Genomic DNA, 21637 nt, shown 5'->3' with positions numbered 1-21637 from the left:
GTCTCCCCTCGTTGAAGTCCCGACCTAGCCCAGCGACAGCCGGGCAAGATTCTGATCGCCGCGCTGACAGGCCGGCCCGCTCTCGGCGCGGATCGACACCCCTGCCGCCGCCAGTTCAGACAGGAAGACCTGTCCGGCGTCCGGCTGGGCCTCGCGTCCTTCGGCCGCGGGCGCGCCCGGCGCCGGTCGGCACAGGCTCACCGCCGGCGCGGCTCGCCAGCGCGCCAGGGCCCAGACCATGCGGGCGCGCACCGCAGCGTCGCCCAAATCGACCGCCTTCGGCTCCTGCACCGGCGGCGTCACCCACACGTCCACCCCGTCGAACCGCGCCCGCAAGGCCGCCTCCAGAGCATAGGCGCTGTCCAGATCCAGTCCCGCGTCGGGCCGCAGCAGAACGATGGCCCGCCGTCCCTCGGCGTCGGTCATCACCGCATCGGTGGCGAAGGGCACGGCGTCGGCCAGACGGTTGCGCAGGGCCGCCGCCGGATCGGGCGCGCTCGCCTGACTGGTCTGGACGGCGCGCGCCGCCGCCTGCGGATCGGCCACGACGATCTGATCCAGGGTCGCCGACACCGGCACATGCAGGGCCGCCGTCAGCCGCTCCTGCAGCCGGTTCTGGGCGTCGGCCACCAGTTTGCGCGTGCTGACCAGGGTGGAGACGGTCACGCCCTTCCCTTCGCTGCGCGCGTCCAGAAGGGTGATGCGGGATTCGCCGCCGGCGAAGATGTCCTCGACCGCCAGCCGCGTCTCGGCCGTCGCCCGGCTCTCCAGGGCGATGCTGCGCAGCGACAGGGCCAGCGGCACGGCCAGCAGAACGAAGACCACCATGACCGCCACGCCGCGCCACGGCTTGGGCCGCTCCAGCAGGCGCGGCCGGAAGCCGTAGAAGCCCGCCGTCACCGTCGCCGCCAGGGCGATGGCCACCAGGTTGGTCATGAACAGGAAGAAGGCGCCCGCCGCGATCGACAGGTCGCCGGTCCCCAGGCCGAAGCCCACCGTCGCGACCGGCGGCATCAGGGCGGTGGCGATGGCCACGCCGATGATGGTCTCCCCGCGCTGGCGGATCACGGCGTAGGCGCCCGCCACCCCCGAAAAGACCGCGATCAGCAGGTCGAAGAAGTTGGGCCGGGTGCGGGCCAGAATCTCGGCCGTCGGCTCCTTCAGCGGCGACAGCAGGGTCAGCAGGATCGCCACGAACAGCGCCAGCCCCACCCCGACGCCCAGCGCCGTCAGCGACTGCTTCAGCTCGTTCCAGTCCAGCAGGGCCAGGGAGAAGCCCAGGGCCACGATCGGCCCCATCATCGGCGACACCAGCATGGCCCCGATCACCACCGCCGGCGACGACAGCATCAGACCTAGGGCGGCGATGGCGGCCGAGATCACCGTCATCATCAGATAGCGGCCGCTCAGCCCGCCGTTCTCATAGACGGCCTGAGCGGCCTCGGCGTGATCCACGCCGCGCCGGGCGCTGACCAGCAGGCGGCGCAGCAGGTTTCGGGTCTGGGCGGCGGCGGGCGTTTCGGCGGTCATGCCCGTTTCATATCCCTCCATGAAGCGTGACGGAACGACAGGCGTCGCGAAATCGGGAATCAGCGCCTAAATAGGGGTCATGACCCAAGCCAAAGTCCCAGCCCGTACCGTCCGCGTCGCCATCATCGGTTCCGGCCCCGCCGGCTGGACCGCCGCCATCTACGCCGCCCGCGCCTCGCTGAACCCGGTGATCATCGCCGGCCTGCAGCCCGGCGGCCAGTTGACCATCACCACGGACGTCGAGAACTATCCCGGCTTCGCCGAAACCATTCAGGGCCCCTGGCTGATGCAGCAGATGCAGGCCCAGGCCGAGCATGTCGGGACCGAGGTCATCCACGAGATCGTCACCCAGGCCGACCTGTCCCAGCGCCCCTTCCGCCTGACGCTGGACTCGGGCGCCGAGATCCTGGCCGAGACGGTCATCATCTCCACCGGCGCCCAGGCCAAGTGGCTGGGCCTGGACTCCGAGGCTGAGTATCAGGGCTTCGGCGTATCGGCCTGCGCCACCTGCGACGGCTTCTTCTATCGCGGCAAGCAGGTGGTGGTGGTCGGCGGCGGCAACACCGCCGTCGAGGAAGCCCTGTTCCTGACCAACTTCGCCGAGACCGTCACCGTGGTTCACCGCCGCGACGAGTTCCGCGCCGAGAAGATCCTGCAGGACCGCCTGTTCGCCCATCCCAAGATCAAGGTGATCTGGGACGTGGCCGTCGAGGAAGTGGTCGGCGTCGTCGACGGCGTGGCCCGCAACGTCACGGGCGTGCGCCTGAAGAACGTCAAGACCGGCGAGATCAGCGAAATCCCCGCCGATGGCGTCTTCATCGCCATCGGCCACGCCCCCTCGTCCGAACTGTTCAAGGGCCAGCTGGAAACCAACTCCGGCGGCTATCTGCGGGTCAAGCCGGGTACGGCCGCGACCGCCATCGAAGGCGTCTGGGCCGCCGGCGACGTCACCGACGACGTCTATCGCCAGGCCGTCACGGCGGCGGGCATGGGCTGCATGGCCGCCCTCGAAGCCGCCCGCTTCCTCGCCGAGGAAGACCACAAGGCCGCCCAACACCCCATCAGCCACAAGGAAGCCGAGAAGATCGGCGCCTGGTGAGGGAAGACAGGAGGCGCCTCAGCGCGCCTCCGCCTGCCCTGTTCGGGACTGATGGCCCAGGAAGACCGTCACACCAGGATGCGCGGCCGCAAAGCTGCGTAGCCGTTCGGCAGAGGTTTCAGCGGCGGCGCGAGCGGCGGGCGCAACCGGCTGCGGCATCCGCTGCTCCCAGCCCAGGCGGGTGCTGACCGCGTCGCCTACCACCAGCTTCGGCCCGTCCACGGCGTTGACCAGATAGGCGGTCGAGCCCCCTGAAGCTGAACCCGACGCAACCCTCAGAACAGGCTGAACGCCCTCCCGCTCTCACCCCTGCGGTTTGCCGACCTCTTCGACGGCCATGGGGGTGACGCCGGCGGGCGGCGGGGCGGTCACGGTCACGCTGGGGACGGCGCCGCTCTCGAAGGCCTTGAGCCGTTCGTTGATGGCGGCGATCTCGTCCTTGCCGGCCTGGCGGCGGCCGCCCAGGCTGGCGACGCCGACGACGCGGGTCTGGCCGTCGATCTCGACCGTGCGCAGTTCGCCCGACTTGGCGCCGTCCAGCGCCGCTTCGACGCTATCGGCGGCCGTGGCCAGCAGGACGCGGGACTGGGCGAAGCGGGCCTCGTCGATCGACGGCTCGCGGCCTGAGTATGCGGTGACGAAGGCGGCGGTCTCTCCGGCCGCGCCCTTCCAGCGATAGAAGATATGCGCCCCGACCTGGGTGATCTTGGCCAGGCTGGGCGACCACCAGGGGTGGACGTAGTCGGCGTGGTAATGGGTGGCCGTGCCCACGCGCTCGGACACATGGCCGTTCAGGGCGCGCGCCGCGACCCGCTCGGCCCGGTCCCAGGCCCAGCGCACCGGCCCGCGCGCCAGGGAGCCGTCGCAGGTGAAGCTGAACTGGCAACCCGTGGTCCGCTCGGCGCCCTGATAGACGACGCCGCAGACGCTGGCCGGATAGTTGGGATCGCGCACCCGGTTCAGCACGACCTGGGCCACGCCCTCCTGCCCCTCGGTCGGCTCCAGCGCCGCCTCGTAATAGACGGCCTGCGTCAGACAGCGCAGGGCGCGCCGGCGCGACGCCTCGTCCACCGGGCGGAACAGGAAGGGCCGTGCGGGCTGCAACGCGCCGAAGGCGTTGGGCATGGCGGCGTTCAACTGCTGCGCCGCGACGCCGGCCACGCCCTGATCCAGAGAGGGCTTGCCGCCCAGGGTCAGGCTCTCCCAACCGGGGGTCAGGCCGTAAAGCTCGGGCAGGCCCAGGGCCGGGTCGTGCCGCCGGGCGATCGCCAACTGTCCCGCATCCATCCGCGTCGTCACCGCCGCCAGGCCGTTCGGGCCCAGGTCGCCGCCGGTGGCGCGCGCCACCGCCTCGGCGGTGCGGTCGATGTCGGGACGGGGGGTCGAACTGGCCGACATGGCCACGCCCATAACCGCCACGGTGACGGCCATGACGGCGGGCGCCGCAGCGGCTGCCCGGCGTCCGGTCGTCTTCAGCGGCGTGAGGCGGCCGAGTTTCATGCGATGTCCGTATAGCGGCGTCTGGCGGCGCCGGAAATCAGCGATCTGCATGACCGCCCAATCCGGCGCTTTTCAGACGCGAAGATTACCGTTCCGTGAGGCGGGAACGGCCATCCCCTTCGCCTTAACGATCGCCCAGGCTGGAGCGCAGCATCCAGGCGGCCTTTTCGTGGGCGGCCAGGCGTTGCGTCATCAGATCGACCGAGGCCTCGTCCCCGACCTCGTCGGCGGCGTCCAGGGCCGCGCGGGCGGTGGAGATGACCACGCCGTGATCCTTGATCAGCTCCTTGAGCATCTCGGCCGAATCCTTCTCGGGATCGCCGTCCTTGATCGAGGTCAGATTGGCGAAGGCCGAGCCGCTCTGCGGGGCCAGCTCGCCCAGCGCGCGGATGCGCTCGGCGATATCGTCCAGCGCGGCCCAGATCTCGCGGTACTGCTCTTCCAGCAGGTTGTGCAGGCTGAAGAACTCGGGCCCGCGCACGTTCCAGTGATAGCCGTGCGTCTTCAGATAGAGGGCGTAGCTGTCGGCCAGAGCCTTGGACAGTTCGCGCGCGACGTCGGCGCGTTCCTTGGGCTTGAGACCGGTGTCGATGGCGTTCATGACGGCTCCCGTTGGCAGTGCTGGGTGAAGATCAGCCTTGCAGTTAGGTCGTCGAACGCACGATCCAAGGGGCGGGCGGCGACGCGTCGCAGGAATCTTCGCTCCTGTAACGCTGAAGCCGCATGAGCGTTGCCCCTCCCGGTCAAGGAAGGGGCGCATGACCCATGCTTAGCGCTGGCGCGCTTTGCGGGCGGCGTAGCGCGCGTCGCGGGCCGCCTTCTGCTCTTCCTTGGTCAGTTGCTTGCGCTCCTTGCGGGCGGCGCGCTTGGCGGCGTCGACCTCGTCCTGAGCGGCCATTTCGGCCGCCAGACGAGCGGCGTCCTTCTCGGCCTTCTCGCGACGAATCTCGGCCTTGGCCAGTTCGTGCTGCTGGCGGATCGCCTCCTTCTCGGCGGCGCGCTTTTCGGCCAGTTTCTCGAACTCGGGATCCTGAACCGTCGGCTTCGGCTTGAACCGGGCCAGCAGGGCTTGTTTGGCGTCTTTCTGGGCGGACAGGCGGTCGTTGAAGCCGGTGTTCTTGAGGTCGCGCATGCTGAGAGGCGGGTGTCCTTGATAGGGAATGGAGACGGCGAAAAAGGCCGATCGCCAGAGCGACGGCCATAGATCAGGTCGGAAGACGCGTCTCGACGCGCTCGACCCGGCGCGAGGCCAAAGCCGAATTTCGCGCCGAAATCAAGCTCTACGGCCCGTTTTCATGGGATTTAGCGGCAATGGGGCCGCCAAGACGCAGGATGCGGCCGCACGACGCGGCCGCATCCATGTCGGCGGATCAGTGCGGCTTCTCGGCGTGGCCGACGGCCGCCCCGGCGGCGCCGCCGACCGCCGCCCCGACCGGGCCGGCCACCACCGCCCCGGCGACCGCGCCGGTGGCCGCCTTCTGTTCAATGCTGTGGCCGCAGGCCGACAGGGCCAGGGCTCCGGCGCCGGCCAGCGCCAGGACGGTCAGGCGGGAAGCGATGCGGGTCATGGGTCAACTCCTTGAAATAGCACAGCTTGCAACGCGAGAGTCGCAGGCGAGTTCCCATCTATGGCGCGACTCTGACGAACAAGATGTCACACCCCGCCCAATAGCTTATTCGCACACCACAAACATCAGAGACAATCTTCCGCCAGCATACAAATACAGTTCTCGCAAGAAATGCTAAGGCGCATTTTCGTCACGATTAAAAAAAATAAAACAACGACTAAACACCACATCCCACTATGCTGAGGAAATTACAATTCTAGCGAATCAGTCACATTGAGGCCATGATCGGGTGGATAAAGGCCCGCCTTCGAGGGCCGGCGTTCAGTCGGCGTTCGCCTGACCTGCTTAAGCGCGACGCGTCCTTGTCGCCGGGGTTCGGGATCTACGGGGGCGGCATCCTCGCCCTGTTGTACAGGACTACGCCTTTGTTTCTCTCCTCGCAGACGCGTGCGCTGATGCACGCCGCCCGCTCATTCCGCCTGCGCCCCACGACGGCTGCGGCGGCGTTCGGCGGCGTCGTCGGCCTCGCAGTCGGAGGGGCCTATCTGGGCGGCCTGGCCGCCCAGGCCTCGACCGTGCGCGCCCAGGCCGAGCGCCTGCAGGGCGCCGGCGCCGGCGGCTATACCCAGGAAGCCCTGGCCGAAGCGGCCGGCGGCCTGGACGCCAGCGCCCTGACCATCGCCCATCGCCATGACCCCTATTCCGTCGCCGGCTCGGCCCAGCGTGATCGCCAGGCCGAACTGCTGACCGCCCGCCTGGAGCAGCTTCAGGGCCAGGACGGCCTGCGCCGCGCCAGCCTGCAGGGAAACGGCGCGACCAAGGTTTCCGCCGCCCGTCCCTTCCGCCTCGACGGCGCCCTGGACCAGTCGCGCGACCTCGATTGCCTGACCCAGGCCGCCTATTATGAAGCGCGCGGCGAAGGCCGCGACGGCATGAAGGCCGTGGCCCAGGTGGTGCTGAACCGCGCCCGCCACCCCGCCTTCCCCAACACCGTCTGCGCCGTCGTCTATCAGGGCGCCAACCGCGGCACGGGCTGCCAATTCAGCTTCACCTGCAACGGCGCCATGCGCGGCCGGGTCAACCGCGCCGCCTGGGATCGCGCCCGCGACGTGGCGACCAAGGCCCTGTCGGGCCAGGTGTTCGCCGCCGTCGGCAACGCCACCCACTTCCACACCACCGCCGTCTCGCCGTCGTGGCGTAACAGCCTGGTGCGCGTGAACCAGGTCGGCGACCACCTGTTCTACCGCTTCGGCGGTCGTTCGGGCGCCAATCAGGCCTTCGCCTATAACCCGCGTCCGTCGGGTCCGGTCGAGCAGGCTCCGCGCCTGATCCAGGCCAGCCTCGATCCGGTCGAAACCGCCCGCAACGCTTCGGGCGCCGTGGCCTACACCGCCGTCCTGGCCCGCGAAGCCCTGACGCCGGCCAAGACGGAAGAGCGTCCGGCCGCCGCGCCGCGCGCCGCCGCTGCGCCCGCCGCCCCGGTCGCCGTGACCCCGGCCTCCGCCAAGCCCGCCGCAACCGCCACGCTCAACGCCGAAGCCTGATCACGCGCCTTAAGGGTGCGTCTTGCGGTGGGTCGTCAGATTCTGCTGCAGATTGCCGTAGCGCCCTTGCTGGCTCAGGTTGACGTCCGCGTCGCCCGGTTGGCCGGACTGCACGCCGTGCGCCCAATCGCGCCGGTCGGCGGCCGTCGCCGCAGCCGCGTCCATCAACTGCGCGCCGCGGTCGGCGAAGCTGCGTTGCTCCTTGGGCGGCTGTGGGGCCCTGGTCATGGGGTCTCTCCTTCGAGGTCGCGCCCTCCCGCCCATGAAAACGGGCCTCCGTCGGGCCCGTTCCCCGAAAAACCCCGGTTCGCGTCCGCTCAGCCGGCGTCCAGGCCGATGTCCAGCTGCATGACCGAATGGGTCAGGGCGCCCACGGAGATGACATCCACCCCCGTCGCGGCGATGCCTGCGACGGTGCTCAGGTTCACCCCGCCCGACGCCTCCAGCACCACTGGCCCGAAGGCGCTGTCCCGCACGCGGCGCACCGCCTCGGCCATGTCGTCCAGGCTGAAGTTGTCCAGCATGACGACGTCCGGCCGCTCGGGCAGCACCTCGTCCAGCTGACCCAGGCTATCGACTTCCACCTCGACCTTCATCAGGTGGGGGGCGAAGGCCCTGGCGCGGCGCACCGCCTCGCCCGCCCCGCCGCAGACGGCGACGTGGTTGTCCTTGATCAGGATGGCGTCATCCAGACCGAAGCGATGGTTCAGCCCGCCGCCGCAGGCGACCGCGTGCTTCTCCAGCGCCCGCAGGCCCGGCGTCGTCTTGCGGGTATCGGCGATGCGCGCCTTCGTCCCCGCGACCGCCTGCACATAGGTCCGCGTCAGGGTGGCGATGCCGCACATCCGGCCCAGCAGGTTCAGCGCTGTCCGCTCGGCCGCCAGCAGGGCGCGCGCGTTCGCCTCGACCGCGATCAGCGCGGTTCCAGCCTCGAACGCCTCGCCGTCGGCGACCTTCACCGCCACCGTCGCCTGCGGATCCAGCACGTGGACGGCGATCCGCGCGACCGCCCCGCCCGCCATCACCCCGGCCTGTCGCGCTGAAAACACAGCGCTGAAGCGGGCGTTCTCGGGGATGCAGGCCTGCGCCGTCACATCGCCCGTTCGCCCCAGATCCTCGGCCAGCGCCATGCGCACCACGGGCTCGATCAGCAGGTCCGGCAGGGTTCGGGTCACGGAAACGTCCTTCGTCATTCAGATCACAGCCGCCAGAACGGCGAGCGTCGCCGCCTCGGCCTCTTCGTCGCGCGCAGGCGCAGGCGCTGCGCGCATCCGCGTGTGCTCGGCCCTCGGCAGGCTGTCGGGGAAGTCGCGGCGATAGTGGCCGCCCCGGCTCTCGCGCCGGTTCAGCGCCCCCTCGGCGACCAGCCGCGCCGCCGTCAGGCACGCCGCCGTCGGATGCGCCTTCGCCAGGTCGTCGATCAGGGCCAGCAGCGCCGTCAGCCCCGCCTCGTCCCGCACCACGCCCGCATGGCGCGTCATGGCGGCGCGCAAGGCCGCCAGCGCCTCGGGCGGCAGATCCGTCATCGTTTGCACCGCCGCCAGCGACCGCCGCTCGGCTTGGACCTCCGCCGCCGCCGCCCGGCCCGCGCGCCGCCCGAAGGCGCCCGCCTCCAGCAGGGAGTTGGACGCCAGTCGGTTGGCCCCATGCACCCCCGTCGCCGCGCACTCGCCGATGGCGAACAGGCCGGGAACCGTGGTGCGCCCCTCGTCGTCAGCGACGATGCCGCCCATGTGATAGTGGGCCGCCGCCGCCACCGGAATCGGGCTGACGCGCGGGTCCAGCCCGGCCCTCATGCAGGCGGCGAAGACGGCCGGAAACTCATGCGGAAAGGCCTCGCCCACTGCCCTGGTCGCATCGAGAAAGGCACCGCGTCCCTCTATGCGCGCCGCATGAACCGCCCGCGCCACGATGTCCCTCGGCGCCAGATCGGCGTCCGGATGGTCGCCCAGCAGGAAGGCGCCGTCTCCATCGACCAGCCGCGCCCCCTCGCCGCGCAGGGCCTCGGTCGCCAGCGGCGCCGGGTCCAGTCCCACATCGATCGCCGTCGGGTGGAACTGCACGAACTCGGGGTCCAGAATCTCGGCCCCGGCCTGCCAGGCCAGCGCCAGCCCCTCGCCGCGCAAGGCCGATGGATTAGTCGTCGCCTCGAACAGGCCGCCGATCCCGCCGGTGGCCAGCACCACGGCGGGCGCGAACACCTCGTCCAACCGGCCGCCGCGCCGCTCGATCACCGCGCCGCGTACCCGACCGTCAACGTCGCGGATCAGGCCGCGCAGCCGTCCGTCCTCCCAGATTTCAATGGCCTTCGCCGCCCGCGCGGCGGCGACCACGGCCGACAGGATCGCCCGCCCCGCGCCGTCGCCGCCCACCCGCGCCACGCGCGGCAGGCTGTGCGCCGCCTCCAGGCTGACGGAGAAGTCGCCGTCGGCGTCGCGGTCGAACGGCGCGCCCAGCGCCGCCAGCCACTCGACCGTCTCGCGTCCCCGCGTCGTCAGGGCGCGCGCCGCTTCGGCCTCGACCAGACCCGCGCCCGCGCCTTCAGTATCCTTGGCGTGCAGGGCCGCGCTGTCCTGCGGCGACAGGGCCGCCGCCATCCCGCCCTGCGCCCACGCCGAGGAACAGGCGCTCAACAGCGGCTCAGGCGTCACCACCAGAACCTCCGCGCCCGCCGCTTCGGCCTCCAGCGCCGCCGACAGGCCCGCCAGCCCGCCGCCTATGATCAGCGGCCCGTCATGCCGGATGCGCGCCATTCGCCTAGCGGCCTCCCAGCCCGAAGAACCGCAGGCCCATCTCGAACGCCGGTTCAACCGCCCCGCCCGTCAGCGGCAGCAGGGCGCCGATCGCCGCCGCAACGCAGACCACAGCCGTCAGCAAATAGAGGGCCAGGCTGCGCCCCGCCTCGGGCCAGCTCAGCCGCCCCCACGCCGCGCGCCAGACGCCGCGCTTCAGATGGCCGAACACCGCAAGCCCCAGAAAGACCGCCAGGATGAACCGCCCCGTCGATACGCCCCACCACACGGCGAGGCCGCCGATGAGCAGCAACACCACCTGCTCCAGCCGCGGATGCACCCGCGTCAACACCGGCCCCAGCGCCTTGGACCCGTCCAGCGGCGGGGCGGGCAGCAGGTTCAACAGATTGATCATGGCGATGAAGAAGGCGCCCATCAGCCATTCCGGCGACTTCATCGCCAGACCCACGGCCACGAAGGGGATCATGGCCAGCAGGCCGAACGCCGGTCCCGCCAGCGACACCAGCACGCCGTGCCACTCGCTCTTCGGCTCGCGCTGGCCCTTCGCCAGCCCGCCCAGGAATGGGATGATGTAGATGCGCGCCGGGCCCATGCCGACCCGGTTCATCGCCAGCACATGGCCGTACTCGTGCACGAACAGGCCGAACAGCACCGCCCCCGCCACGACCCAGCTGCCGGTCAGGAACCACAGGAACCCCGCCATCAGCAGGGTCGAGACCACCGCCCAGACCGGGTGCTGGCCCTTGTCCTCCTGCGACGGCGCCTCATGGCGCGCGCTGTAGCGGGGCGCCTCGCGCGCGGGCGCAGGCGTCGCCTCTTCCGGCCGCGCATCCCAGGGCCCGGGTCTGCGGCCGCCGGGGGGAAGGGTGTTGTCTGTGTCGCTCATGGATTTGAACTGGGCGCACGACGACGGACCCGCAACGGGCCGCGTCGCCGCAGGGCCGTCAGATCAGCTCCACATCGACATGATGCCGCGCCTTGACCAGATCATAGCGCGCGGGCTTCGACGGCGGCGGCAGGTCGATCATCCGCTGCACGGCCAGGTGCGCCTTCTCCAGCATGTCTTCGGGGACCGTCACCTCGAACTGCATGTGCAGCAAGCAGTCGCGGATGTTCTCCAGCGTGATGCGCTTCATGTGCGGGCACAGGTTGCAGGGGCCGACGAACTCCACCTCGGGCACGTCGCCCTTGATGTTCGAGGCCATCGAGCATTCGGTGATCAGCACCACCCGCTTGGGCCGACGCTGCTCGACATACTCCGTCATGGCGGCGGTCGAACCGGCGAAGTCGGCGGCGCGCAAAATCTCTTCGGGGCATTCGGGGTGAGCCAGAACCTCGGCGTCCGGCCAGGCGTCGCGCATGTCGGCGATGTCCTGCGTGGTGAAGCGCTTGTGCACCTCGCAATGCCCCGCCCAGGCGATGATGCCCACCGTCGTCTGGGCCGCGACATTGCGCGCCAGATATTCGTCGGGGATCAGGATGACCTTGTCGACGCCCCATTCCTTCGCCGCCCATTCGACGACCTGAACCGCGTTGGCGCTGGTGCAGCAGATGTCCGTCTCGGCCTTCACATCGGCCGTGGTGTTCACATAGGTGACGACCGGCAGGCCCGGATGCCGTTCCTTGATCAGCCGCACGTCCGCCCCCGTGATCGAGGACGCCAGCGAACAACCCGCGCGCAGGTCGGGGATCAGCACCGTCTTGTCCGGCGACAGGATCTTGGACGTCTCGGCCATGAAGTGTACGCCCGCCTGAACGATCACCTTGGCCTTCGAATTGGCGGCCTCCTTGGCCAGTCCCAGGCTGTCGCCGACATAGTCGCCCACGCCGTGAAAGATCTCGGGCGTCATATAGTTGTGGGCCAGGATGACCGCGTCGCGCTCGCGCTTCAGCCGGTTGATCTCGCTGATCAGCCGCGCCTGTTCGGGCCATTCCAGCGGGGTGACATGGTCCTTGACCTTCTCCCACACCGGGGCGGTTTCTTCCGCCAGTTCCTTCGTCAGACCGAAAGCGCCGTCCGCCATCGTCCCTACTCCCTCAACGACCGTCTGCGCGGCCTCGACTTATGCTCAAACTTAGCATAAGCAGATGCAATGTAGGCTCTTCCGTACCCGGCGCAAGCCTAAACCTTCCTTCTCCCCTTGCGGGAGAAGGTGGCTCGCGCAGCGAGACGTATGAGGGGTGTGCGCGCCCCGGCGTCCGATTCTGCATCGTGTCGGAGCGAAAATGACCCAGCCTCGCGCCGACACCCCTCATCCGAGCGCCTCCGGCGCCCACCTTCTCCCGCAAGGGGAGAAGGCGAGAACGCAATTTTCATTCTCATACGCCGCAGCATCGCCTAGACCGGGACACGCTTCATCCTCCCCTGCGCCGCCTGACCGAGATCATCGTGCAAGACACCGTCCGCCGCATCCTGACCGCCCGCGTCTATGACGTGGCCGAGGAGACCCCGCTCGACCCGCTGAAGCGGCTGTCGGCGCGGATCGGGCGCCCCGCCCTGCTGAAGCGCGAGGATCTGCAGCCGGTCTTCTCGTTCAAGATCCGCGGCGCCTACAACCGGATCGCGGCCCTCACGCAGGCCGAACTGGCGCGCGGCGTCATCTGCGCCTCGGCGGGCAATCACGCGCAGGGGGTGGCGCTGGCGGCGGCCAGACGCGGGGCGGCGGCGACCATCGTCATGCCGACCACCACGCCGGGCATCAAGGTGGCGGCGGTTCAGGGGCTGGGCGGCCAGGTCGTGCTGCACGGCGAAAGCTTCGACGACGCCTACGCCCACGCCCGCGCGCTGGAGAAACAGACCGGCGCGACCTTCGTCCATCCCTTCGACGACCCCGACGTCATCGCGGGCCAGGGCACGGTCGGGCTGGAGATCCTGCGCCAGCACCCGGACCCCATCGACGCCGTCTTCATCCCCATCGGCGGCGGCGGTCTGGCGGCGGGGGTCGCGGCCATCGTCCGCTTCCTGCGGCCTGAAACGCGGCTGATCGGCGTCGAACCCGCCGAGGCTCCGACGATGAAAAGCGCCATCGAGGCCGGGCGCGTCGTCGATCTGGATCAGGTCGGCCTGTTCGCCGACGGGGTGGCCGTGCGCCGCGCAGGAGCTGAGACCTTCCGCCTGTGCCGCGACCTGCTGGACGAGATTGTTCTGGTCGACACCGACGCCATCTGCGCGGCGGTCAAGGACATCTTCGACGACGTGCGCGCCGTGGCCGAGCCGTCAGGCGCCGTGGCGCTGGCGGGCCTCAAGGCGTGGGCCGCGCGCCACCCCGGATCAGGCGCGCTGGTCGCGATCAACTCGGGCGCCAACGTCAACTTCGACCGCCTGCGCCACGTCGCCGAGCGAGCCGAGATCGGCGAGGGCGCCGAGGCCCTGTTCGCCGTCGCCATGCCCGACCGGCGCGACGACTACCACCGCTTCCTGCGCAGTCTCGATGGCCGCTCGATCACGGAATTCAACTACCGCTGGTCCGGCGACGGCACGGCCCAGATCTTCGTCGGCGTGGCCCTGCGCGACGGCGCCGCCGAGCGCGAAAGCCTGCTCAGACATCTGACCGCCGACGGTTATTCCGTCGTGGACATGAGCGACAATGAGACGGCCAAGCTGCACGTCCGCCACATGGTCGGCGGTCGCACCATCGGCCTGCCGCACGAGCGGCTGCTGCGCTTTGAGTTTCCTGAGCGGCCGGGCGCCTTCCTGCGCTTCCTCAACAGCCTTCAGCCCGCCTGGGCCCTGACGCTGTTCCACTATCGCAACCACGGCGACGACGCGGGCCGGGTGCTGGCGGGCGTCAGCGTCCCGCCGGATCAACAGGCGGCCCTCAAGGCGGCGCTGGACGAACTGGGCTACCCCTACGTCGACGAGACGGACAACCCGGCCTGTCGCCTGTTCCTGGACGGCGCGTCCTAACCTCTCAGCCGAGCGACGCAGCGCCAGACGAACAGCACCGCAATCACCCCCATCGTCGCAAAGGCCACCGTCCCGTGCGACATCTCCAGAAAGCCGGTCTGCCATGGATGGGCGGCGCGCGTGGCGGCGTCGAACGTCCACCATGTATCCGAGCCCCTGACGCCGGCGCCCCTGCGGATCATCTCACCGCCTAGACGCTCGGTCATGACCGGGCGCACCACCGCGTTCAGAACCACCGCGATCGCCAGCGGGATCACATACCAGAGGGAATCGATCAGGGCCTTGCGCCGCGGCGTCGTCATGACCTGAACCAGAAAAGCCCGGCGGGCCGATGTCAACGCCGCAGCGCCGGCTTCACGCTCGGCTGATCGCCTCGGCGATTTCCTCGGCCGGACGGCCGGCCAGGGCCTTGGGGATCTCGCCGACCAGACGCTCTTCCAGCGCCTTGTGCCAATGCTTGCGCAACTGGCCCAGGGTCTTGGGCGCGGCGACGACGGCCAGGGCCTCGATCTTATTGGTCAGGGCCATGTGGTTCAGCGCCTCGGCCACGCCCATGGCGAAGCCGTCCTCGGCCTGGGTGTCGTTGTCGGGGTTGGCGTCGCTGGAGCGGCGGCCCGGCGCGCCGGACAGGCGTTCGGGGATCTCGGGCGCGGCCATCGGCTTGAGCTGGATGTCGAGGTTGTGGCCGGTGTTGCGGAACAGGCTCAGCTTCTCGCCGTCGGCGACGGCGACCAGGGCCCCGTTGGGCAGGTTCATCATCAGACTCCAGAAATGAGCGCCGAAAGGGAGGGCGCTGTCAGTCTAGCGCAAACGCCCCTTGCACCGTTCCCTCCTGCGACGCTTCGTGCGCCAGCAGCCACCGCTTGCGCTCCAGCCCGCCCGCGTAGCCGGTCAGGGTTCCATTGGCGCCGACGACCCGGTGGCAAGGCACGATGACGCCGATCGGATTGGCCCCGTTGGCCAGGCCCACGGCGCGCACGGCGGCGGGCTTGCCGATGGCCTGGGCCAGTTGGCCGTAGCTCCAGGTCCGGCCCGCCGGAATGGTCCGCAGCGCCGCCCAGACCGCGCGTTGGAACGCCGTGCCGCCCGTCTTCACGGCGAGGCCGTCCAACGCCGTCAGATCGCCGTCGAAATAGGCGACCACGGCGCTCCGCACCGCTTCAGGAGCCCGCCCCGGCGTCAACCGCACCTCGCCGTAGTGGCGGGCCAGCAGCTTCATCATCCGCGCCTCATAGTCGGTGAAGTCGAAGGCGCGCACGGTTCCGTCCGCGTCCGTGACCAGCAGCACCTCGCCCACCGGCGTAGCGATGCGGTCCAGGGTGAAGGCTTCAGGCTGCGTCTTTTTCATCGTCGTTCTCCATGATTTGCGCGCCGTCGATCCCCGCCTCGCGCAGGTGCAGCACGCCATAGGCCCGCCAGGGCCGCCATCGCTCGGCCCGCCCCGCCAGCCGCTCGTCTTCCAGCCGGTCGCTGGCCATGTCGGACGCCTCGTCGCTCCAGACGCCGGGCAGGCGCAGACCGGGCCGCGCCTCGACCAGCGGCGCCAGCACAGGGTCAGCCGCCAGGTCGCGCCGGATCGCCTCGGGATCGGCCGACAGGTCGAACAGCCGCCGCACCCGCGCCAGCACGCCCGGCAGGGCCTTCAGATCGTCCAGCGCCGCCGTCACCGTCAGCCGGTCGCCCGCCTCGAACCGGGCCGTGACCTCGCCCGTCGCCCCGTCGGTCGCGGGCGTCAGGACGCGGCGCCAGACCCCGCCGTCGACCGTCTCGCCGCTCGCCTTCAGGGCGGTCAGCATGGCCTCGACCTCATAGGGCGGACGATAGGGCAGGCTCAGCCGCACGCCTCCATCCCACGGCCGCTCGGCCCGCGCCCGCAGCGCCGACGGCGGCCGTCCATACAGGGCCTGAAACGTCTCGTTGAAGCGGCGCACGCTGCCGAAGCCGGACGCCATGGCGACCTCGGCCATCGGCAGATCGGTCTGGTGGATCAAGGCCTTGGCCAGCAGGACGCGGCGCGTCTGGGCCACGCTGACCGGGGCGGCGCCCAGGTGCTGGCGGAACAGACGGCGCAGGTGCCGCTCACCCACCCCCAGCCGCGCGGCCAGGGCGTCGACGTCGCCCTCATCCAGAGCCCCCGCCTCGATCAGGTTCAGCGCCCGGCTGACGGTGTTGGAGGTGCCGCGCCACGCCCCCATGTCGGGCGCCGTCTCCGGCCGACAGCGCAGGCAGGCGCGAAAGCCCGCCTCCTCGGCCGCCGCCGCGCTGGCGACGAAGCGCATGTTCTCGCGCTTGGGCGTTCTGGCCGGACAGACCGGACGGCAATAGATCCCGGTGGTCTTCACGCAGGTGAAGAAGCGCCCGTCGAAGCGCGGGTCGCGCGTCAGGACGGCCCGGTAACAGGCCTCCTGATCCAGCATGTCGCGGGCGTTTTCCATGCCCGCAACATGCGCCCGCCGCGCCGCCCTGTCTCGCGGTTTTCGGACATGACGGCGCCGCGCGAGTTCAGCGCTCGCGCACCGTCGCGATGCGCCACACCTGCCGCAGGATGTCGAGCGCTAGCCCCAACATCAACGCCGCCAGAACCCAGCTCAGCACCGTCGACAGGGTCGCGGCGGTGTCGACCACCCCACGCCCGGCCTCATTGATGGCGCGCAAAGCCTCCATGCTAAGGTTGGTCGGGCCGCCCTCAACCTGCGCCGCCTGACCGCCCTTGGTCAGGGTGAACCAGCTATCCGCCTGTAATAGTCGCCAGCCCAGCCACAGCCCGCCCGCCGCCAGCGGAATCTTGAGCATGGCCCGCAGTCTCACTGCGTACGGCCAGATCAAGCCGGTCGCGTCCACGGCGATCCCCGCCACGGCCCAGGCCAGGATGGGCGCGAACAAGACGCTCCAGATCGGCGCGGCGCTCACCACCACGTCACCGCCCCTCATGCCGAAATTGTTCAGGCCGGGCACGTGCAGGGCGCCGATCCACCACAGGACGAAAATGCCGCCGCCGATCAGCGACCACAGGGCCTCGGCCGCCGCCGGCGTCTGAACCTGCACGCCCCAGACCTTCGCCCCCTTGGGCAGCCACTCGGCCTTAGCCTTGTTGCTTCCAGCCATCGACGCGCCCCACTTCGCCGGATCCGCCAGACCGAAGGCCGACAGGTCGCGCACCCGCCAGTTCGTCAGCCACTTCGGCTTGATGCCGTAATACTCCCAGGTCGCCCCGGCCAGCGTCAGCGCCCCCAGCAGGGTCAGCGCCCCGGAGAAGAAGCCGTGGAAGGCCTGGCTGATCGCCCGCCCGAAATCGGCCGGCGCGCCCAGCACGCTGATCAGCAGCCCCAGCGCCTGAACCGCCGCGATGACGATCAGCCCGGCCTTGGCCCCGAACAGCCAATAGGGAAACAGCTCCGGGCCGATCAGGCTGTCCGGCCCCTTGCGATAGCGGGCGGCGACGATCAGCGGGTGGCCGATCTCGTGCAGGATCGCCTCCTTCTCATCATCCGTCAGGGCCCGGCCCAGCTCCTCCTCGCGCGCCTCGACGCGGCTCAGGATCAGGTCGCGCAGCTCGGCGACGATGTCCTCGCGGTCCTCGGTCGGCAGTTGCGCCGCCACGGCCTCCAGATAGCGTTCGATGATGTTCATCGCGCCCTCTCCCATCCCTTTTAGAGAATCCGTTCCAGCGAGGCGTTGATGCCGCGCCATTCCTCGGTCAGGGCGGCCAGCATGGCCTCGCCCCCCGGCGACAGGACGTAGAAGCGCTTCTTTCGCTTCTCCTCCTCGCGCCATTCGCTGGTCAGCAGCCCCTGCCCCTCCAGCCGCCGCAACAGGGGGTAGAGGGTGGATTCCTCCATCTCCAGCCCGTCCGCCGCCAGCGCCTGCCGCAGGGTGTAGCCGTAGCGTTCGGTCCGCAGGCAGGCGAGCACCGCCAGGACCAGCGTCCCGCGCCGCAGCTCCAGCCGCATCGTCTCGAACAGTTCCCGGTCCACGGCGCCGCCTCACCTGCCGCCACATAGTGTGTGACACACAGTGTATGCGACATACTGCACGAGGCTGTCAACGATCTTCGCTATCTGACATCATCGCATGACCGCCCGCAGAGGCGGTCACCGGCGCCTAGAGATGTGAAAAGCGCCCGCCCTCGTCGGCGTCGACGGTGATCGACAGGGAGACGTGCCGGGGCCGCGTCACGGCGAACAGCACCGCCTCCACGATGTCCCGATTGGTGGCGCGCTCGCCCTTGCGGCGCTCGGACGCAGTCTCCCACGCCTCTGCGCCCGGCTCGACGTCATCGAGATAGGGCGGGTGAACGACGAGGGATCGCACGGGCGTCCCGACCAACATCTGGGCGAAGCCTTCAGCAAGGGCGGCCTGCGCGCGCTTGGCGGCGTAAAAGGGCACGGACGTGGTCTGGATCGCCGCGCCGGGCAGGCCGCTGATCGATCCGACGGTCACGATGTCCGGGCGGCTCGATCCGCGCAACAGGGGCATCAGCCCCTGTGTCAGAAGGAAGGTTCCTGAGACGGCGGCGTTCACCACCCCGAGAACCTCTTCGGCACGATGGTCCTCCGTGCTCCCTTCGAGCCACATCGCCCCGTTGTTGATCAGGATGTCGACGACCTCGTGCTCGGCCTTCAGTTGCGCCACGGCCCGCCCCACGCTGGCGGCGTCGCCGAGATCGAGTTCAACGACCTTCGCCTGCACGCCCGTGCGCTCCAGAATGGTCAAGGCGACGCTCTCGAGCGCCCCGCGACGGCGTCCGCACAGGATCGGCCGGCTCCCCGCTTCGGCCAGACTGATGGCCAGGGCCGCGCCCAAGCCTCTGCCGGCTCCCGAAACGACGACCACGGAGCCTTCGAGGTTCTGCAGGGAAATCATGGAGGAAACACACGCTTGCGACCGGAGAACACGCCCATAGGCCGGATCACGGCATCGACCCATTCGCCATAAGGGCGCACCCTTTATCGGCGGTGAGACGGTCGCTCGGCGATGGCGCCGCGCCTGCGCTTACCGCTGAGTTCTGGCTTAAAAGCGGAAGAAATGACGGCGCGGCGCCGCTTCCCTTCGCCTCGGCTCCACGGTTAAGGTCGGCGCTCCGTAGGGGGAGTATTCTCATGTCGTATCGTCGCCGCGCCGCCTGTTCTCTGCTGGCGCTCAGCCTGGCCCTGGGCGCCGCCCCCGCCTTGGCGCAACAGAACCCGCCCGAACTTCTGGCCGTCGTCGGCCACGACAGCGGCGAGCGCATCACCCGCTCCGCCGACGTGCGCCGCTATTTCGAGGCGCTGCGGACCGCCAATCCCGACCGCATGGTCATGGGCGACTACGCCCAGTCGTGGGAAGGCCGCCCCCTGTTCTGGGCCGCCGTCGGCTCACCGCGCAACATCGCCCGGCTCGACGCCGTCAAGGCCGCGACCAACGCCCTGGCCGATCCGCGCAAGACCTCGCCCGAACAAGCCCGCGCCCTGATCAACGACACCCCGGCCATCGTCTGGATGGCCTATTCCGTCCACGGCAATGAGATCAGCCCCGCCGACGCCGCCCTGGCCGCCGCGCGCCGCCTGACCGACGGCCTCGACGCCGAGGCGCAGGGCTGGCTCGAAAACGTCGTGGTCGTCTTCGTCCCGACCCAGAACCCCGACGGCCGCGAGCGCTTCATCAACAGCTTCGAGGCGGGCCTCGGCGCCCAGCCCAACGGCGACCCCCTGTCGGCCGAGCGGGCCGAGCCGTGGCCGTCCGGCCGCTTCAACCACAATCTGTTCGACCTGAACCGCGACTGGTTCATCCAGTCCCAGCCCGAGACGCAGGGCCACTCGGCCCTGATCCGCGAATGGCGTCCGCAGGTGGTGGTCGATTCCCACGAGATGGGCACCGACTCCAGCTTCTTCTTCCCGCCCGAGGCCCAGCCGCTGAACCCGTGGATCTATCCGCCGATCCTGGACGCCCGCGAACGGTTCGGCCGCAACACCGCCGGGCGCTTCGACCAGGCCGGGCTGGACTATTTCACGCGTGAGACCTTCGACGCCTTCTATCCCGGCTACGGCGACGGCTGGCCGGCCTATTTCGGCGCCGTCTCCATGACCTATGAACAGGGCTCGTCGCGCGGTCTGCTGGCCCGCCGCTCATCGGGCGAGATGCTGACCTACGCCGACACGGTCAAGGGCCATTTGACCGCCACCCTGTCGACCATCGAGACTGCCGCCCGCGACCGCGAAAAGCTGCTCAGCGACTTCTACGCCTTCCACCGCGACGGGATTTCGGGCGGACGCGGCGCCTATGTCCTGTCGCGCTCCGCCGCCGCCGATCCGGCAGCGGCCGACAAGCTGGCGGGCCTGCTGGTGCGTTCGGGTCTGGAGGTCGGACGCGCCACCGCCGCCTTCTCCGCCTGCGGCCAGAGCTATCAGGCGGGCGACTACGTGGTGAACCTGGCCCAGCCCCAGCGCCGCATGGCCGAGACCCTGCTGGCCAAGGACGTGCCGCTGGACCCCAAATTCCTGGCCGAACAGGAAGCCCGCCGCGCGCGCGGGCTGGGCGACGAGATCTATGACCTGACCGGCTGGTCCCTGCCCCTGCTGTTCAACGTGCCGAGCCAGCGCTGCACCGGCGCTCCCTCGGTCCAGACGGCCGCCGTCGGCCCCGAACTGATCCGTCCCGCCGCCGTGGCGTCCGGCGACGCGGCCTACGGCTACGCCATCCATCCGGGCACGGCGGGGATGCGTTTCCTTACCGCCGCCCTGACGGACAAGCTGCCGGTCCGCTCGGTCGAGGAGCCCTTCACCCTGGACGGCCGCGCCTATCCGGGCGGAACCTTCATCGTGCCGCGCGCCGGCTCGCCCGCCGACCTGGACGAGCGCGTCCGCCGCCTGGCCGCCGGCAGCGGCGCCCAGGTGACGCCGTTGGCCACCTCCTGGGTCTCCAGCGGCCCCAGCATCGGCTCGGACAAGGCCACCGTCATCGCCGCCCCGCGCGTCGCCATGGCCTGGGACGACCCGACCGAGCCGGAATCCGCCGGCTCCATCCGCCATGTGCTGGAGCGCGAATACGGCTGGCCCGTCACGGCCGTCCGCACCCGCCGCCTGGCGAACGCCGACCTGTCCCGCTACCAGGTGCTGATCCTGCCCTCGGGCGGAAATTATGAGCAGATCCTCGGCGAGAGCGGCGTCGCCAATCTGCGCGCCTGGGTCCAGGCGGGCGGCGTCCTGATCGGCGTCGGCTCGGCCAGCCGCCTGCTGACCGACCCCGACTCCAAGCTGCTGGAGAGCCGCCGCGAAAGCGCCGCTTCCGGCGACGGCGACAAAGACAAAAAGGACGGCGGCAGCGAAATCGCCACCGACGCCGAATACCTGGCCCTGACCGGCCACCACGGCGGGGCGCCCGATCCGGTCGCCGGCGTCCTGGCCAGCGCCGTCGTCGACAACGAGCACTGGCTGGGCGCGGGCGTCGCCCCGACCCTCAGCGTCATGGTGCGCGGCTCGGACATCTATGCGCCGCTGGCCCGCGACCAGGGAACCAACGTCGTGCGCCTGGCCGGACCGGACCAGGTGCTGGCGTCCGGCCAGCTGTGGGCCGAGAACCGCCGCCAGCTGGCCTACAAGCCCGTCGCCATGGCCTCCGAAGTCGGTCGCGGCCAGGTCGTCGCCTTCACCCAGGACGTGACCATGCGCGCCTTCCTGGAAGGGCTGAAGCCTTTGTTCCTCAACGCCGTCTTCCGCGGCCCGGCGCATACGTCAGGCACGAAGGGCGACTGACATCCC

22 protein-coding genes are annotated in these 21637 nt (G+C 70.1%); 4 read left to right on the top strand and 18 right to left on the bottom strand.

Annotation, left to right across the window (positions count from 1 at the left end):
* Positions 1-24: 24 nt before the first annotated feature.
* A complete protein-coding gene (locus tag ABC419_RS04455; RefSeq protein ID WP_412876227.1) occupies positions 25-1530 on the bottom strand; it encodes a TIGR00341 family protein in 1506 nt (501 codons plus the stop codon).
* Positions 1531-1609: 79 nt separating this feature from the next.
* Between ABC419_RS04455 and trxB the strand changes: the two genes are divergently transcribed.
* Positions 1610-2629 (top strand): thioredoxin-disulfide reductase, encoded by a 1020-nt coding sequence (gene trxB / locus ABC419_RS04450; protein ID WP_412876228.1) that lies wholly within the window; start codon positions 1610-1612, stop codon positions 2627-2629.
* 18 nt (positions 2630-2647) lie between these two features.
* Here trxB and ABC419_RS04445 read toward each other — a convergent pair whose 3' ends face one another.
* The 5 genes from ABC419_RS04445 to ABC419_RS04425 form a co-directional block, all read right to left on the bottom strand.
* Positions 2648-2833: a hypothetical protein gene (locus tag ABC419_RS04445; RefSeq protein WP_234287617.1), complete on the bottom strand. Its 186-nt coding sequence runs from the start codon at positions 2831-2833 to the stop codon at positions 2648-2650.
* Positions 2834-2932: 99 nt separating this feature from the next.
* The gene (locus ABC419_RS04440; RefSeq protein WP_412876229.1) at positions 2933-4129 is read right to left on the bottom strand and encodes a cell wall hydrolase; all 1197 of its coding nucleotides are present in this window, start codon (positions 4127-4129) and stop codon (positions 2933-2935) included.
* A 124-nt stretch (positions 4130-4253) separates the two neighbouring features.
* Positions 4254-4730 (bottom strand): Dps family protein, encoded by a 477-nt coding sequence (locus tag ABC419_RS04435; protein WP_200167019.1) that lies wholly within the window; start codon positions 4728-4730, stop codon positions 4254-4256.
* A gap of 168 nt (positions 4731-4898) precedes the next feature.
* A complete protein-coding gene (locus ABC419_RS04430) occupies positions 4899-5261 on the bottom strand; it encodes a DUF6481 family protein (protein WP_200167017.1) in 363 nt (120 codons plus the stop codon).
* A gap of 238 nt (positions 5262-5499) precedes the next feature.
* A complete protein-coding gene (locus tag ABC419_RS04425; RefSeq protein WP_200167015.1) occupies positions 5500-5697 on the bottom strand; it encodes a hypothetical protein in 198 nt (65 codons plus the stop codon).
* A gap of 455 nt (positions 5698-6152) precedes the next feature.
* On the opposite strand from ABC419_RS04425, the gene ABC419_RS04420 reads away from it, so the two are divergent.
* Entirely contained in the window at positions 6153-7241 is a 1089-nt protein-coding gene (locus ABC419_RS04420) for a cell wall hydrolase (protein ID WP_200167169.1), read from the top strand.
* A 9-nt stretch (positions 7242-7250) separates the two neighbouring features.
* On the opposite strand, the gene ABC419_RS04415 is transcribed toward ABC419_RS04420, so the two are convergent.
* From ABC419_RS04415 to nadA, 5 genes are all read right to left on the bottom strand, one after another.
* A complete protein-coding gene (locus ABC419_RS04415; protein WP_200167013.1) occupies positions 7251-7469 on the bottom strand; it encodes a hypothetical protein in 219 nt (72 codons plus the stop codon).
* Positions 7470-7558: 89 nt separating this feature from the next.
* A complete protein-coding gene (nadC, locus tag ABC419_RS04410) occupies positions 7559-8434 on the bottom strand; it encodes a carboxylating nicotinate-nucleotide diphosphorylase (RefSeq protein WP_412876230.1) in 876 nt (291 codons plus the stop codon).
* On the bottom strand, positions 8435-9994 hold the full coding sequence (locus ABC419_RS04405) for an L-aspartate oxidase (protein WP_412876231.1): 1560 nt from the start codon (positions 9992-9994) through the stop codon (positions 8435-8437).
* Positions 9995-9998: 4 nt separating this feature from the next.
* Positions 9999-10880, bottom strand: coding sequence for a metalloprotease (locus ABC419_RS04400; RefSeq protein ID WP_412876232.1), 882 nt, complete (start codon positions 10878-10880; stop codon positions 9999-10001).
* A gap of 58 nt (positions 10881-10938) precedes the next feature.
* The gene (gene nadA, locus ABC419_RS04395; RefSeq protein WP_412876233.1) at positions 10939-12018 is read right to left on the bottom strand and encodes a quinolinate synthase NadA; all 1080 of its coding nucleotides are present in this window, start codon (positions 12016-12018) and stop codon (positions 10939-10941) included.
* Between the two features lie 365 nt (positions 12019-12383).
* Between nadA and ilvA the strand changes: the two genes are divergently transcribed.
* Positions 12384-13901: a threonine ammonia-lyase, biosynthetic gene (gene ilvA, locus ABC419_RS04390; protein ID WP_459562590.1), complete on the top strand. Its 1518-nt coding sequence runs from the start codon at positions 12384-12386 to the stop codon at positions 13899-13901.
* Here ilvA and ABC419_RS04385 read toward each other — a convergent pair.
* The 7 genes from ABC419_RS04385 to ABC419_RS04355 form a co-directional block, all read right to left on the bottom strand.
* Entirely contained in the window at positions 13898-14203 is a 306-nt protein-coding gene (locus ABC419_RS04385; protein ID WP_412876234.1) for a hypothetical protein, read from the bottom strand. The genes ilvA and ABC419_RS04385 overlap by 4 nt on opposite strands.
* 52 nt (positions 14204-14255) lie before the next feature.
* Positions 14256-14660 carry a host attachment family protein gene (locus ABC419_RS04380; RefSeq protein WP_412876235.1) on the bottom strand — a complete coding sequence of 135 codons (405 nt, stop codon included), beginning with the start codon at positions 14658-14660 and terminating at the stop codon, positions 14256-14258.
* 37 nt (positions 14661-14697) lie between these two features.
* Complete coding sequence (locus ABC419_RS04375; RefSeq protein WP_412876236.1) at positions 14698-15249, bottom strand: methylated-DNA--[protein]-cysteine S-methyltransferase; 552 nt, start codon at positions 15247-15249, stop codon at positions 14698-14700.
* Complete coding sequence (locus ABC419_RS04370) at positions 15230-16336, bottom strand: bifunctional transcriptional activator/DNA repair enzyme AdaA (protein WP_412876237.1); 1107 nt, start codon at positions 16334-16336, stop codon at positions 15230-15232. Before ABC419_RS04370 ends, ABC419_RS04375 begins: the two co-directional genes overlap by 20 nt.
* Before the next feature lie 67 nt (positions 16337-16403).
* Positions 16404-17531, bottom strand: coding sequence for a hypothetical protein (locus ABC419_RS04365; RefSeq protein ID WP_412876238.1), 1128 nt, complete (start codon positions 17529-17531; stop codon positions 16404-16406).
* Positions 17532-17551: 20 nt separating this feature from the next.
* A complete protein-coding gene (locus tag ABC419_RS04360) occupies positions 17552-17875 on the bottom strand; it encodes a PadR family transcriptional regulator (RefSeq protein ID WP_003166092.1) in 324 nt (107 codons plus the stop codon).
* A 127-nt stretch (positions 17876-18002) separates the two neighbouring features.
* Complete coding sequence (locus ABC419_RS04355; protein WP_412876239.1) at positions 18003-18764, bottom strand: SDR family oxidoreductase; 762 nt, start codon at positions 18762-18764, stop codon at positions 18003-18005.
* 236 nt (positions 18765-19000) lie between these two features.
* Between ABC419_RS04355 and ABC419_RS04350 the strand changes: the two genes are divergently transcribed.
* Positions 19001-21631 carry a M14 family metallopeptidase gene (locus ABC419_RS04350; protein WP_412876240.1) on the top strand — a complete coding sequence of 877 codons (2631 nt, stop codon included), beginning with the start codon at positions 19001-19003 and terminating at the stop codon, positions 21629-21631.
* Positions 21632-21637 lie beyond the last annotated feature (6 nt).

It is taken from the genome of Brevundimonas phoenicis (assembly GCF_047237745.1).
Lineage (GTDB): Bacteria > Pseudomonadota > Alphaproteobacteria > Caulobacterales > Caulobacteraceae > Brevundimonas.
The sequence above is the reverse complement of the archived record's forward strand: the minus strand, read 5'-3'. Positions and strand labels throughout refer to the sequence as shown.